This is a genomic window from Serratia sp. CY74737 (genome assembly GCF_052166775.1).
GTDB lineage: Bacteria > Pseudomonadota > Gammaproteobacteria > Enterobacterales > Enterobacteriaceae > Serratia > Serratia ureilytica.
The window spans coordinates 272821-285639 of the sequence record NZ_JBJNOF010000002.1; the positions used below are offsets into that span (position 1 = coordinate 272821).

The 12819-nt window shown below is 56.7% G+C and carries 15 protein-coding genes and 1 pseudogene; 10 read left to right on the plus strand and 6 right to left on the minus strand.

Annotated features, from left to right (window positions below; all coding sequences use genetic code 11):
- The first annotated feature begins 80 nt into the window (after positions 1–80).
- Positions 81–395 carry a flagellar hook-basal body complex protein FliE gene (gene fliE / locus ACJ8PE_RS03270; RefSeq protein WP_033643509.1) on the plus strand — a complete coding sequence of 105 codons (315 nt, stop codon included), beginning with the start codon at positions 81–83 and terminating at the stop codon, positions 393–395.
- Positions 396–473: 78 nt separating this feature from the next.
- Positions 474–674 carry a hypothetical protein gene (locus tag ACJ8PE_RS03275; RefSeq protein ID WP_197793488.1) on the plus strand — a complete coding sequence of 67 codons (201 nt, stop codon included), beginning with the start codon at positions 474–476 and terminating at the stop codon, positions 672–674.
- Between the two features lie 168 nt (positions 675–842).
- On the opposite strand, the gene ACJ8PE_RS03280 is transcribed toward ACJ8PE_RS03275, so the two are convergent.
- Positions 843–1442, minus strand: a complete 600-nt coding sequence (locus ACJ8PE_RS03280) for an FMN-dependent NADH-azoreductase (RefSeq protein ID WP_069100020.1) — start codon at positions 1440–1442, stop codon at positions 843–845.
- A 129-nt stretch (positions 1443–1571) separates the two neighbouring features.
- Between ACJ8PE_RS03280 and ACJ8PE_RS03285 the strand changes: the two genes are divergently transcribed.
- Positions 1572–2501 carry a LysR family transcriptional regulator gene (locus tag ACJ8PE_RS03285; protein WP_197793489.1) on the plus strand — a complete coding sequence of 310 codons (930 nt, stop codon included), beginning with the start codon at positions 1572–1574 and terminating at the stop codon, positions 2499–2501.
- 476 nt (positions 2502–2977) lie between these two features.
- Here ACJ8PE_RS03285 and ACJ8PE_RS03290 read toward each other — a convergent pair whose 3' ends face one another.
- The 4 genes from ACJ8PE_RS03290 to fliD all read right to left on the minus strand — a co-directional run bounded on the left by ACJ8PE_RS03290 (position 2978) and on the right by fliD (position 6352).
- Positions 2978–3838: a helix-turn-helix transcriptional regulator gene (locus ACJ8PE_RS03290; protein WP_033643505.1), complete on the minus strand. Its 861-nt coding sequence runs from the start codon at positions 3836–3838 to the stop codon at positions 2978–2980.
- Between the two features lie 308 nt (positions 3839–4146).
- A complete protein-coding gene (gene fliT / locus ACJ8PE_RS03295; protein WP_033643504.1) occupies positions 4147–4515 on the minus strand; it encodes a flagella biosynthesis regulatory protein FliT in 369 nt (122 codons plus the stop codon).
- Entirely contained in the window at positions 4515–4925 is a 411-nt protein-coding gene (gene fliS, locus ACJ8PE_RS03300) for a flagellar export chaperone FliS (protein WP_004934758.1), read from the minus strand. The genes fliT and fliS overlap by 1 nt, the downstream gene beginning before the upstream one ends.
- Before the next feature lie 26 nt (positions 4926–4951).
- Positions 4952–6352 carry a flagellar filament capping protein FliD gene (gene fliD, locus ACJ8PE_RS03305; protein ID WP_197762235.1) on the minus strand — a complete coding sequence of 467 codons (1401 nt, stop codon included), beginning with the start codon at positions 6350–6352 and terminating at the stop codon, positions 4952–4954.
- Positions 6353–6633: 281 nt separating this feature from the next.
- On the opposite strand from fliD, the gene ACJ8PE_RS03310 reads away from it, so the two are divergent.
- The 7 genes from ACJ8PE_RS03310 to tcyN all read left to right on the plus strand — a co-directional run bounded on the left by ACJ8PE_RS03310 (position 6634) and on the right by tcyN (position 12623).
- Positions 6634–7701, plus strand: coding sequence for a FliC/FljB family flagellin (locus ACJ8PE_RS03310; protein ID WP_197762237.1), 1068 nt, complete (start codon positions 6634–6636; stop codon positions 7699–7701).
- Between the two features lie 182 nt (positions 7702–7883).
- Positions 7884–8606, plus strand: a complete 723-nt coding sequence (locus tag ACJ8PE_RS03315) for an RNA polymerase sigma factor FliA (RefSeq protein ID WP_004934752.1) — start codon at positions 7884–7886, stop codon at positions 8604–8606.
- A gap of 56 nt (positions 8607–8662) precedes the next feature.
- Positions 8663–9172 carry a flagella biosynthesis regulatory protein FliZ gene (gene fliZ / locus ACJ8PE_RS03320; protein WP_033643501.1) on the plus strand — a complete coding sequence of 170 codons (510 nt, stop codon included), beginning with the start codon at positions 8663–8665 and terminating at the stop codon, positions 9170–9172.
- A gap of 124 nt (positions 9173–9296) precedes the next feature.
- Positions 9297–10289, plus strand: coding sequence for a D-cysteine desulfhydrase (locus tag ACJ8PE_RS03325; protein ID WP_197793490.1), 993 nt, complete (start codon positions 9297–9299; stop codon positions 10287–10289).
- Between the two features lie 115 nt (positions 10290–10404).
- Positions 10405–11205 (plus strand): cystine ABC transporter substrate-binding protein, encoded by an 801-nt coding sequence (gene tcyJ, locus ACJ8PE_RS03330; RefSeq protein WP_033650878.1) that lies wholly within the window; start codon positions 10405–10407, stop codon positions 11203–11205.
- Positions 11205–11867, plus strand: a complete 663-nt coding sequence (tcyL, locus tag ACJ8PE_RS03335; RefSeq protein WP_033643498.1) for a cystine ABC transporter permease — start codon at positions 11205–11207, stop codon at positions 11865–11867. Before tcyJ ends, tcyL begins: the two co-directional genes overlap by 1 nt.
- 3 nt (positions 11868–11870) lie before the next feature.
- Positions 11871–12623 (plus strand): L-cystine ABC transporter ATP-binding protein TcyN, encoded by a 753-nt coding sequence (tcyN, locus tag ACJ8PE_RS03340; protein WP_033643496.1) that lies wholly within the window; start codon positions 11871–11873, stop codon positions 12621–12623.
- Between the two features lie 29 nt (positions 12624–12652).
- Here tcyN and ACJ8PE_RS03345 read toward each other — a convergent pair.
- Positions 12653–12748, minus strand: a pseudogene (locus ACJ8PE_RS03345) (type II toxin-antitoxin system HicB family antitoxin); the annotation flags it as partial.
- Positions 12749–12819: the final 71 nt, after the last annotated feature.

Consider the following 12819-nt stretch of genomic DNA (forward strand, 5'->3'; position numbering starts at 1 on the left):
AACGCTGTGCTAGGGTGTGCATCATTGGAGAAGTACAGGGTGAAAACGTCACCCGGCGAAACGAGAGGATTGAGGACCAGATGGCGATTCAGGGCATTGAAGGGGTACTGCAGCAGATGCAGACCATGGCGGTTCAGGCCGGCAAGATGGGGCAAAATGCGGCGCCGCAGGGCGTCAGCTTCGCCAGCGAACTGACCGCGGCGCTCGGCAAGATCAGCGATACCCAGCAGACGGCGCGCAAACAGGCGCAGGACTTTGAGCTGGGCGTGCCGGGCATCAGCCTGAACGATGTGATGGTCGATCTGCAGAAATCGTCGGTGTCTTTGCAACTGGGCGTCCAGGTGCGCAACAAGCTGGTGGCGGCCTACCAGGACATCATGAATATGCCGGTGTGATGAACGTACCGTCCATTTTTCAGTGAAATTTGGCTCGGCGCTGTTAGCCTATGGCGATGGTTATAGGAGAATAGGATAATGTGTAAATCGCTGTGCCTTGCTCTGGCCATGATGGCGTTGTCTGGATGCGCCGGCCAGAATGATGACTATCCATCGGCGCAAAAAACGGCGCCTCATCAGGATGCCAGCAAAGAGTGGAAGGCGTTTGTCGCGCCGCTGTCGGTGAAGACACAGTCGCCCGGCGAGCGTGAAATAAAACGCGCCGCCCGGCAATACTGAAGCCGTGACGCCAGTCGATGGACAAAAAAAGCCAGCTATCGAAATAGCTGGCTGAAGGTGCGATAAAACATTTATGTGATGTAGGAGCGCCGACGCACGTTCGAGGTGCGTCAACGCGAACATCATATTTGTTATATTATAACAAATCAATGCTGCCGTGCGTTTGCCTCAGCCTGCTAACGCCACGATGCGCTGGTGGGCGCTTGCCAGCCCCTGGTCGCGGCCGTGCGGCTTCATGTCCAGCCCTTCGGCATAGATGAATTGCACGTCGCCGATCCCCATCAGCCCCAGCACCGAGCGCAGGTAGGGCGTTACGGCGTCGGTCGGATGCCCGGCGTGCATACCGCCGCGTGAACTGAAGACCACCGCATTGACGCCTTCCACCAGCCCCACTGGGTAGGTGGCGGTATAGTTGAAGGTCATCCGGGCGCGGGCCACCAGATCGAACCAGTTTTTCAGCTGAGTCGGCACGTTGAGGTTGTACATCGGCGCCCCGATCAGCAACAGGTCGCTCTCTTTCAGTTCGGCAATCAGTTGATCGGAGAGCGCCACCGTGGCTTTGGCGCGCGGGCTGACATTTTCCGCGCCGCGCAGCGCGCTGAACAGCTCGCCGTCCAACACCGGCAGATCCAGCGCCGTCAGATCGTGTTCGACGATCCGATCGTCGTATCCTTTCGCTTTGCGCGCCGCCAGATAGCGGTCAATCAGGTTATTGGTCTGCGAGTCATTTCCCATAATGCTGGATTTGAGAGCCAGTATTTTTTTCATGCTGTTGTCCTCTGACGGTAATCTGTGGTTTTCACCGGGGACTCCGGAATGACTGCAGGTTATCATTGCTTAAGGTTCACCAGTGGTGATAGGTTTTCACCTAATTGATTCCATATTGGCAACATTAAGATGAAAAGCGATCTGAGTGCGCTGCCGGCCTTTGTTGCCGTAGCGGAAGGCGGCAGTTTCGCCGCCGCCGCAGAGAAACTGCATCTGACGCGTTCTGCGGTCAGCAAAATCGTGTCGCGTCTGGAGGCACGGCTGGGCGTGATGCTGTTTATGCGCACGACGCGCAGCCTGAGCCTGACGGACGAAGGCGCGCTGTACTATGAACACTGTCGACAGGCGTTGGCGAACGTTCAGGCGGCGGAAAACCAGCTCGACAGCGGCAAGATGCAAGTCAGCGGCCGGCTCAGAGTCTCGGTGCCGGTGCTGTTCGGCCACCTGTGCATTGCGCCCTTGTTGACGGCGCTGGCGAATGAGCATCCGTTACTGACGCTGGAAATCTCATTCAGCGACCGCAGGATCGATCTCGTCGACGAGGGATTCGATCTGGCGGTGCGCATCGGCGAACTGGCGGACAGCGGCAGTTTGGTTGCCCGACGTTTGGGCAAACATGGCATGCTGCTGTGCGCGTCGCCCGACTACGTGCGGCGCTGCGGCGAGCCGAGCACGGTGGAAGCGTTAAGCCGGCATCAGGCGGTGGGGTATCTGCACGCCGGCGCCGTGCTGCCGTGGCAGCTGCGTGGCGAAAACGGTGAGCTGCAATCATTCAGCCCCCCGGCCAAGATGATGATGGATGATATGCAGGGGATCGTCGATGCGATATCCGCCGGTGCTGGTATTGCCTGGCTGCCGGAGTGGCTGGTGCGCGAGCGGCTGATGGCGGGGACGTTGGTGGAGATCATGCGCGGTGAGTCCAACCTCAGTTTCCCGGTCAACGTGGTGTGGCCTTATATGCCTTACCAGCCGCTCAAGGTGCGGCTGGCGGTGGACAAACTGGTGGCTGAGCTGCCCGCAAAATTGGCGCTTGTGCCGCCGCCGTTATCGCAGCGGTAATCGCCGCGTCGCAACCGACAGGAAATGGGGGCAATGTCCCGAATAGAGGGGCGAACATTGTGCTGTCAGGCTTATTGAATGTGCCGGTGAGCGTTTATTATGGCCTTATTAGTAGGGTTATTATTCGAGGCAGGTCAATGAGCAGTAAAAGCGAATCCAGATGGCGCCTGATCAGTATTTTAATGCTGGCGGTGTTAGTCGCGTTAATTGGCGTGTTGGTCAAACTGGATTGAAGTCTGACCAGGCGATAAAAAACCTGGCCGTTTTATTGTGCGGCCAGTAAACGCATCATGTCTTCTTCATACAGTAAGGCTAACAGCCAGACCCCCAACAACATTATTGCCAGAGAAAATAATCGCTTTTCATTGCGCATCGTTTAATTCGCTTTCGGCGGATAGACGTGGCTTAGCGTATCTCAGCGTTGTTACAACCGTTAGGGACTTGTGTTAAATAAAGCCATTTTGTTGCGCGTCTATTTATGTTTCTCCGGCGACCATCGCCTCAACGCCCTGAGAGCCGGGTTCCATAATCCTTTGGTGGCCGCGAATGGCGGTAGGCGCGAAACCGAAGCGTTTGCGAAAACGTTCGGCGAAACGCGACGCGCTTTCATAACCCACATGCTGCGCGATGGCGGAAATCGGCCAGTCGGTCGATTGCAGCAGGGCCAGCGCGCTGCTCATCCGGACGTCGATCATCAGGTTGCGCAACGCGGTGTTTTCCATCGATAGTTTGCGGCGCAACATCACTTCACTCATCGACAGGCTCTCCGCGACTTTGGCCGCCGTCCAAATGCTGTGCGGATCGGTCGCCAGGCAGCGACGCACGCGCTGCGTCAGATCCTTGGCTTCGTTGTGAATAAAGCGAATGCCGAATTGGGCCAGCCACAGCAGAATTTCCAGCATTTTGTGCCGCACGATGATGGTGGGAAAGCGTTGCCGCAGCGTCAGCGCCAGGCCGGTGGTTTCAAAACTGTGCTTTAGGGCGCAGGGCAGATTGCGCAGCGCCAGGACGGCATCGAACGGCATCGCCGCCGGCGTTTCCTCGGCCGGAGGTTGGACGGTGAGCAACAGGGGATCGCAGGTCAGCAGTTGGCAACTGAATACGCCGTCTTCGGACGGGCCGTTAATAATGTCCACCGTTTGCCCGCCGTCGATAATCAACAGCTCGCCGGGATGAGCGACCACTTCGTGTTGTTGCCAGCGTACGCGCTTATGGCCTTGTTGTATCAGATACAGATGTGGTTGCTCAAAATAGACTGAAGGGAATAATAATTCAGTATACTGAATGATGTGCGCTGAGGCGCCAATTCCAGGACAGAGATTAATTGTACGTTCCATCGATATTCATTTCGCAGCCATTATCTGGGAATATCTTTACGCTTTGATCCGCGCTGGAGCAACATTTTTCCATGGGCCGTGAAACACAGCGGCGAGTTTTATCTATCAAAAATCAATTTCCTGATGAACAGAAAACGTCCGTGTCGGGATGATGTTTATCCATTAAAGTGAGAGCCAGGCTCGAAGCGCGCATTTTACCAATTACCCATAAACTGAATAATTCAAATGCCATAGATTAATATCCTAACGTAACCCGAGGGTAATAGCGCATAGTGCTATTTAATCCATTTTCGTCAGTATTGTCGATCTTATCGGACCTGTGGCTCTCCCAGCAGCAGCGCGCGGTCATGAAACTGGCCGTAGGTGTTGTTGACCACGTTTTGGCGCGTTGACTGTTCAATAAGCGTTTTCAGCTCATCCATCCGTTGCTGCAACAGACGTTTGAGCTCGGTTTCGTTGTCGAGGATCTGTTGCAGCTTATTGCGCAACATCTCCTGCAACGCCATGGACGGGCCGGCTTGCCCGGTAAAGGCGGCGGTTTTTTCCACCGCCGTCACGTAGGCGAATTCAAGCTCGACGAGCTCTTCCCAGCGCCCGGTTTGCGCCAGTGCGATCATCTGGCTGCTCAGGGTGTAAATTTGTTGATAAGCGGCTAACAGCTGCTGTTGACGTTCCATTACACGGCGTCCTGCGAAGGTTGGTAGTTGGGGCCGATCTGGCGCCAGGCGTCGGCGATGTTTTCCAGCAGTTTGACCACCTCGGCAATCGCCGCTTCGTCGTTGTGCAGATTGGCCTGCATCAGGCGACGCTTCATATAGTCGTATAACGCCGCCAGGTTTTCGGCGATCTCGCCGCCCTGCTGAGGATCAAGGCCACTTTTCAGGCCGTTGTCGATGATGTTGATGGCTTTGGAGAGCGCCATGCCTTTGCCGGCGATATCGCCCTGGTTCATCAGGATGCGTGCGCGAAGCAGGGCGCTGAGCGCCCCGTCGAACAACATCACGATTAACTGGTGCGGGCTGGCGCTCATGGCGCCGCTTTCCAGACTGACCTGTGCATAGGCCTGAGTGCCGCTACGGTTATACATGCTGTTTTCTTTGCCTTGTTAAAGGGTTACTTGAACTGTTGAGCCAAATAGTTACTGGTGCCGTTCATTTTCGACATCATGGTATCCAGCTGAACGAACTGTTGTTTATAACGATCGATGGTGTTTTGAATGCTGGCCGTGACCGTGGTGATCTGGCTGTTCAGGCGATCGAGGTTAGTGTTGATGCTTTTGGTCGAGTTCTCGATGATGCCGCCGGATTTGATATAGCTCTGGATCTCGTTGTGGATCTCGGTGGCCATGCCGGTGTCTTTGCCGTTACCGACGAAGAAGTTGCTGACCTGATCCGGCTTCTCATCCATCGCTTTCTTCAGCTTGGCGCTGTCGATTTCCAGCTTGCCGGTTTTGGTGTTGGTGGAAATGCCGAGGTTGCCCAGGCCTTTCAACTCCGGGTTGTCTTGGGCGGCGCTCAGGGCACTTTTGATCGACGACTGAATGCCGCGCAGGGTGTTGTCGCCCAGCAGCGGGCCGTTGGTTGGGTTTGGCGCTTCGCCGGTTTTCACCGGGGTGAACTTGGACAGCGAGTTGAAGGTGTCCAGCAGCGAGTTATAGCTGTCGACCCACTCTTTGATCTTGTCGGTGGTGCCGGCGGTGTTGGTGCTGATCACCAGGTGTTGCGGTTCATCGGTTTTGGTTTTGGTTTTCAGATCGATGGTGACGCCCTGCAGGGCATCGCTAATCGAGTTGGTGCTGCGTTTGATGGCCGTGCCGTTCACCATCAGCTCCGCGTCCTGCGGTGCGACCGTCTGCTTCATGGCGGTGGTGGTGCCGCGGGTGGCGTTGTAGTTCAGGATATCGCCCAGTTTGTCGTCATTGTCGACCTGGAGGGAGATCTTGTTGTTTTCGCCGGTGGTGGAAGAGCTGATCGCCAGCTGGTAGTCGTTGTCGCCGACGCGCATGATGCTGGCGGTGACGCCGGCCTTGGCGCCGTTGATGGCGTCGCGCATTTCAACCAGCGAGGTTTGATCGTCGCTCAGCGGGATTTTGGTGGCTTTCGGCGGGTTGCCGGCGGTGATGGTCAGGGAACGGTCGGTGGCGCCTTCGGTGCCTAACTTGGCGCCCTGGTCGCTGACTTTTGCCTGAGTGGTCAGGGTTTGCGCCTGCGCCAGGTTCTTCACTTCCACCACATAGTTGCCCGGCACCGCCTTGGCGTTGGTGGTGATCTTGAAGGCGTCATGTTCGGTAGCGGTGGTGGCCTTGAAGAAGTCCTCTTTCGCCATCTCTTTGCTGAGGTTGTCGAACTTTTCCAACGCGCCCTTCAGCGTGCCGTAACCGGTCAACTGGGCTTTATAGCTGGATTGTTTGGTGGTGTAAGGGGTCAGGCGCTGTTGTTCCGCTTTGGTCAGCTTGTCCAGCAGGCCATTGAGGTCGAGTCCTGAGCCGAGACCTAATGAACTGATCGTTGCCATGGGTAATTCTCCTTGATTATGACTTTATTCGCTTTACGCGTTATCGGCCCAGTGATGAAAAAGTTTACCGAAAAAAACAAAAAACCGATGGCGCAATAGAAGAGGGAAAAACCGCGTTATTTCCGCCATTGCGGAGGACGCAAAAAAAATTAAAAAAATTCTAAAGGTTGTTAGGGGAGGGCCGATACCTGAGGGGACGGTGGTTGACGCCGTGGGCAAACAAGCCCGAACCTTTTAACTGTGTTGCGAAGAACGCAACTGACTCGTAAGGAAAGCAAACAATGGCACAAGTAATCAACACTAACAGCCTGTCTCTGATGGCGCAGAACAACCTGAACAAATCTCAGTCTTCTCTGGGCACTGCGATTGAGCGTCTGTCTTCCGGTCTGCGTATCAACAGCGCGAAAGACGATGCTGCGGGTCAGGCTATCTCCAACCGTTTCACCGCTAACATCAAAGGCCTGACTCAGGCTTCCCGTAACGCCAACGACGGTATCTCTCTGGCGCAGACCACTGAAGGCGCACTGAACGAAGTTAACGACAACCTGCAGAACATCCGTCGTCTGACCGTACAGGCGCAGAACGGTTCTAACTCCACCAGCGACCTGAAATCCATCCAGGACGAAATCACTCAGCGTATGTCGGAAATCAACCGTATCTCCGAGCAGACCGATTTCAACGGCGTGAAAGTGCTGAGCAGCGATCAGAAACTGACTATCCAGGTTGGCGCTAACGACGGTGAAACCATCGATATCGACCTGCAGAAGATCGATTCTGGCAAACTGGGTCTGACTGGTTTCGATGTAACCGAAAAAGGCACCAAAATTGGCTCTGCAGTTGCCGATAAAGCCATGGTTAAAGATGACACCGGTAAAGATGTTGCTTTCGACCTGGCTGAATCTTCCAAAACTGGTGGCGCTTTAGAGAAAGCGACTCTGGTTTCCGGTAAAGACAAAGACGGTAAAGAAGGTTACTACATTCAGACTACTGATGCAGCGACTGGCGCAAAAACCTACACCACTGCGAAAATCGACGACAAAGGCGTTGTAACCAAGGGTACTGACGTTACTGACGTTAAAGATCCACTGGCAACCCTGGACAAAGCGTTGGCACAGGTTGACGGCCTGCGTTCTTCTCTGGGTGCGGTACAGAACCGTTTCGATTCTGTTATCAACAACCTGAACAGCACAGTGAACAACCTGTCCGCTTCTCAGTCCCGTATTCAGGATGCTGACTACGCGACCGAAGTGTCCAACATGAGCCGTGCCAACATCCTGCAACAGGCTGGCACCTCTGTTCTGGCACAGGCTAACCAGTCTACTCAGAACGTTCTGTCCCTGCTGCGTTAATCGTCTCTCCCGATTAACTGTCGCAAAGAAACCCCGCTTCGGCGGGGTTTTTTTATGCTCGCGCACCGCGCGGTTATTACATGGCGCAAATAAAGCCCGTTTTGTGCGACTGTTCAGCCGATTGGCATTTCGCCCCCTACGCATAATAGCGCTGACTCTCTTATCCGCAGGTTTAAGACATAGTGAGCGATCTGTATACCGCCGAAGGCGTGATGGACAAAAATTCTCTCTGGCTGCGCTACGTTCCGTTAGTGCGCCACGAGGCGCTACGCCTGCAGGTCAGGTTGCCCGCCAGCGTGGAGCTTGACGACTTGCTGCAGGCCGGAGGAATCGGGTTATTGAACGCCGTTGAGCGTTATGACGCCCTACAGGGAACCGCCTTTACCACCTATGCGGTGCAGCGCATTCGCGGCGCAATGCTCGACGAGCTACGCAGCCGCGACTGGGTGCCGCGCAGCGTGCGGCGCCACGCGCGCGAGGTCGCGCAGGTGATGCGGCAACTGGAGCAGCGGTATGGCCGGCCGGCGAGCGAGACGGAAGTGGCGCAGACGCTGAATATCTCGCTGGATGAGTACCGTCAAATTCTGTTGGACACCAATAACAGCCAGCTTTTCTCTTACGACGAATGGCGCGAGGAGCATGGCGAAAACGCGGAACCGATGCTGGAAGGGCATGAAGAGGCCAACCCGCTGCATCACCTGTTGGAAGGCAGCCTGCGCCAGCGAGTGATCGACGCCATCGAGGCGTTGCCGGAGCGCGAAAAAATGGTGCTGACGCTGTATTACCAGGAAGAGTTGAATCTCAAAGAGATCGGCGCCGTGCTGGACGTCGGGGAATCCCGCGTCAGTCAACTGCACAGTCAGGCGATCAAACGGCTGCGTGCGCGGCTGGCGAACGATACCTGACGGCGGGCTGCCGCCCCCTCAACTCGATGACTCATGCGATAACCGGACTGCCCCTTATGCCAGGAATACTGTTGAAGAAACGGCCGCTTAGCCGTTACCTGAAAGATTACAAGCACAGCCAGACCCATTGCTCCCAGTGCGGTAAATTGTTGGACCGCATGGCGCTGGTGTTTCGCGGCAAGATAATCAATAAAGAAGCCATCGCGCGCATGGATCAGCCGATCGACGATGCGGTCTGGCAAAACGTGCAGCATGAGCTGACCGCACTGTGCCGCTTTTGCAGCGAGATTTCCTGCAACAGCCACCCGAGCTATTTCGACATCATGGCGTTCAAGCAGTATCTGTTCGAACAGACCGAGATGAGCCACAGCACCATTCGCGAGTACGTGGTGCGGCTGCGCCGGCTGGACGAAATGCTGGTGGCGCGTAATTACCCGGCGGACAAGTTCGCCAACTGCGCCAGCCATCAGCGCATTATCGACGATCTGCCTACCGCGGCGCACAACAACTACCGCATTGCGCTGCGCAAATACGATCAGTATCTCGCCTGGCAGCGCAGCTACTGAGATTTTCCCCGGCCGCTGGGCCGGGGTCTGCGGATCCCCCCGTGATAAAGGATGATTATTCAGTTCACATCTGCTAAATCTATCGGTTATCAGATGTTGATACTCGATTCCCTGGGGGGAAGTAGTGAACCTGCAACAACAACTGGCGCAATTTCCGCGTCTGGATCTGGTTGGCGTTGCCACGCCGCTGGAAAAACTGTCCCGTCTCTCCGATTATCTCGGTCGTGAAATCTACCTTAAACGTGACGATGTCACCCCTATAGCCATGGGCGGCAACAAGCTGAGAAAGCTTGAGTTTCTGGCTGCCGATGCGCTGAGGCAAGGCGCCGATACGCTGGTTACCGCCGGCGCCATTCAATCCAATCACGTGCGCCAGACGGCGGCGGTGGCGGCGAAACTGGGCCTGCACTGTGTCGCGCTGCTGGAAAACCCTATCGATACCCGCGCGGAAAACTACCTGACCAACGGCAACCGCCTGTTGCTCGGCTTGTTCAACGCCGAAGTGGTGATGTGCGAAGCGCTGCACGATCCGCAGCAGCAACTGGCGGAGCTGGCGACGCGCCTCGAGGCGCAGGGCTTCCGGCCTTACGTGGTGCCGGTGGGCGGCTCCAATGCGCTGGGCGCGCTGGGATACGTGCAGTGCGCATTGGAAATCGCCGAACAGAGCCAACGCAGCAACGTGGCGTTCAGTTCGGTGGTGGTGGCGTCCGGCAGCGCAGGCACCCACGCCGGGCTGGCGGTGGGGCTGCAACAGCTGTTGCCCGAAACCGAGTTGATCGGCGTGACGGTCTCGCGCACCGTGATCGATCAGTTGCCGAAGGTGGAACAAATCCAGAAAGCCCTGGCCTGTTCGCTGAATATCGACGAACTGGCGCCGATCGCGCTGTGGGACGATTACTTCGCGCCGCAGTACGGCATGCCGAATGAAGAAGGCATGGCGGCGGTGCAGCTGCTGGCGCAGCAAGAGGGGGTATTGCTGGATCCGGTATATACCGGCAAAGCGATGGCCGGTTTGATCGACGGCATCGCCCAGCGGCGTTTCCGCGACGAAGGGCCCATCCTGTTCGTTCACACCGGCGGTGCGCCGGCGCTGTTCGCCTACCATCCGCAGGTGTAAATGCCGCTTGTTATTCCATTTTGAACTATATTTATAAAGTTATATTCCTTTATGCGGGCGGTCGCACTGTTAAAGTGCTGATATCAAAAAAGATAAATAACACACAGGGGTGTTTATGATGTTTGCGAAAGTTCGTCGTCAATGGTTGTTGGGCGTGGTGGGTATTGCGTTGGCCGCCGGTGTGACGACGCAAACCTACGCCGCCGATAACCTGCTGCAGCAGGTGAAACAGCGCGGCACGCTGATCGTTGGGCTGGAAGGCACCTATCCGCCGTTCAGCTTCCAGGGTGAAGACGGCAAATTGACCGGTTTCGAAGTGGATTTCGCCAACGCGCTGGCGCAACATCTGGGCGTGAAAGCCAAGTTGAACCCGACCAAGTGGGACGGCATGCTGGCGTCGCTGGAGTCAAAACGCATCGACGTGGTGATCAACCAGGTGACAATCTCCGATGAGCGCAAGAAGAAATATGACTTCTCCACCCCTTACACCGTTTCCGGCATTCAGGCGCTGGTGAAAAAGGGCAACGAAGGCACGATCACCAAGCCGGAAGACCTGAAGGGCAAGAAGGTCGGCGTCGGCCTGGGCACCAACTATGAGCAATGGCTGCGTGCGAACGTGCAGGGTGTAGACGTGCGCACTTACGACGATGATCCGACCAAGTATCAGGATCTGCGCGTCGGCCGTATCAACGCCATTCTGGTGGACCGCCTGGCGGCGCTGGATCTGGTGAAGAAAACCGGCGATACGCTGGCGGTGGCCGGCCCGGCATTCTCCCGCCAGGAGTCCGGCGTGGCGCTGCGCAAGAATAACCCAGAGCTGCTGGCCGCGATTGACCAGGCGATCGCCGAGATGCAAAAAGACGGCACGCTGGCGAAGATCTCCGAGAAATGGTTTGGCGCGGACGTAACTAAATAATGCACGAAAGTATTCAACTGGCGCTGGATTCAGCGCCATTTTTATTGAAGGGCGCCATACTGACGCTCCAGCTTAGCCTGGGCGGTATGGCGTTCGGCCTGTTGCTCGGTTTTCTGCTGGCGCTGATGCGCCTTTCGCCGCTTTGGCCGCTGTCGTGGCTGTCGCGCATTTACGTATCGCTGTTCCGCGGCACGCCGCTGATCGCCCAGCTGTTTATGATCTACTACGGTCTGCCGCAGTTCGGCGTTGAATTCGATCCCTTCCCGGCGGCGCTGATTGGCCTGTCGCTCAATACCGCCGCCTACACCTCAGAAACGCTGCGCGCGGCGATTTCGTCGATCGATAAAGGGCAGTGGGAAGCCGCCGCCAGCATCGGCATGACCCGTTGGCAAACCCTGCGCCGGGTGATCTTGCCGCAGGCGGCGCGCACCGCCTTGCCGCCGCTGGGCAACAGTTTTATCGGCCTGGTGAAAGACACTTCGCTGGCCGCCACCATTCAGGTGCCGGAACTGTTCCGCCAGGCGCAGCTCATCACCTCGCGCACGCTGGAAGTGTTCACCATGTACCTGGCGGCATCGCTGATTTACTGGGTGATGGCGACCCTGCTTTCCGCACTGCAAAACCGTCTGGAAGCCCACGTTAATCGCCAGGATCAGGAGTAGCGCATGAGTGCCATTGAAGTTAAGCAATTGACCAAGCAGTTCAAGGGTCAGACGGTGCTGCATGGGATCGATCTGGCGGTGGACGCCGGCGAAGTGGTGGCGATCATCGGGCCGAGCGGTTCCGGGAAAACCACCTTGTTGCGCTGCATCAACCTGCTGGAGGAGCCGGATTCCGGCACCATCCGCGTCGGCGATATCCGGATCGACGGCAGCAAGCCGCTGAGCAAACAGAAAAATCAGGTGCGCGCGCTGCGTCAGCAGGTCGGTTTCGTGTTCCAGAACTTCAACCTGTTTCCGCACCGTTCGGTGCTGGAAAACATCATTGAAGGGCCGGTTATCGTTAAAGGCGAGGCGAAAGCCAGCGCCGAACAGCGTGCTCGCGCGTTGCTGGCCAAAGTGGGCCTGAGCGGCAAAGAGGCGGCTTATCCGCGTCGGCTGTCCGGCGGGCAGCAGCAGCGGGTGGCTATCGCGCGCGCGCTGGCGATGCAGCCGGAGGTGATTTTGTTCGACGAGCCGACGTCGGCGCTCGATCCCGAGCTGGTGGGGGAAGTGCTCAATACCATGCGCTCACTGGCGGAAGAGAAACGCACCATGGTGATCGTCACCCATGAGATGAGCTTCGCTCGCGACGTGGCCGATCGGGTTATCTTTATGGATCACGGCCGCATCGTCGAACAGGGCCCGGCGAAAGCGCTGTTCGCCAATCCGCAGCATCAACGCACCCAGCAATTCCTCGACAAGTTCCGGAATCAATAAGGCGGCGGGGGCGTTTCCCCCGACCGCATTCACTCCGCTTTCAACCATTCGTTTCGCGCGGCGGCGGCGAGAAATCCGCTGCGGCTGCCGTATCCCGGATATTGCCGAACCCGAAAGTCAATGCGTTTCGTAGCGCTCTGACGCGGCTTTCAAGCAGAGTAATCCGTCTATGTTGTTATCGTCCATGAGCGACGCC

Excerpts from the sequence above, each read along its gene's own strand:
- fliE (WP_033643509.1), top strand. The coding sequence starts at position 81 with ATGGCGATTCAGGGCATTGAAGGGGTACTGCAGCAGATGCAGACCATG.
- ACJ8PE_RS03275 (WP_197793488.1), top strand. The coding sequence starts at position 474 with ATGTGTAAATCGCTGTGCCTTGCTCTGGCCATGATGGCGTTGTCTGGA.
- ACJ8PE_RS03280 (WP_069100020.1), bottom strand. The coding sequence starts at position 1,442 with ATGAAAAAAATACTGGCTCTCAAATCCAGCATTATGGGAAATGACTCG.
- ACJ8PE_RS03285 (WP_197793489.1), top strand. The coding sequence starts at position 1,572 with ATGAAAAGCGATCTGAGTGCGCTGCCGGCCTTTGTTGCCGTAGCGGAA.
- ACJ8PE_RS03290 (WP_033643505.1), bottom strand. The coding sequence starts at position 3,838 with ATGGAACGTACAATTAATCTCTGTCCTGGAATTGGCGCCTCAGCGCAC.
- fliT (WP_033643504.1), bottom strand. The coding sequence starts at position 4,515 with ATGGAACGTCAACAGCAGCTGTTAGCCGCTTATCAACAAATTTACACC.
- fliS (WP_004934758.1), bottom strand. The coding sequence starts at position 4,925 with ATGTATAACCGTAGCGGCACTCAGGCCTATGCACAGGTCAGTCTGGAA.
- fliD (WP_197762235.1), bottom strand. The coding sequence starts at position 6,352 with ATGGCAACGATCAGTTCATTAGGTCTCGGCTCAGGACTCGACCTCAAT.
- ACJ8PE_RS03310 (WP_197762237.1), top strand. The coding sequence starts at position 6,634 with ATGGCACAAGTAATCAACACTAACAGCCTGTCTCTGATGGCGCAGAAC.
- fliZ (WP_033643501.1), top strand. The coding sequence starts at position 8,663 with ATGCCAGGAATACTGTTGAAGAAACGGCCGCTTAGCCGTTACCTGAAA.
- tcyJ (WP_033650878.1), top strand. The coding sequence starts at position 10,405 with ATGATGTTTGCGAAAGTTCGTCGTCAATGGTTGTTGGGCGTGGTGGGT.
- tcyL (WP_033643498.1), top strand. The coding sequence starts at position 11,205 with ATGCACGAAAGTATTCAACTGGCGCTGGATTCAGCGCCATTTTTATTG.
- tcyN (WP_033643496.1), top strand. The coding sequence starts at position 11,871 with ATGAGTGCCATTGAAGTTAAGCAATTGACCAAGCAGTTCAAGGGTCAG.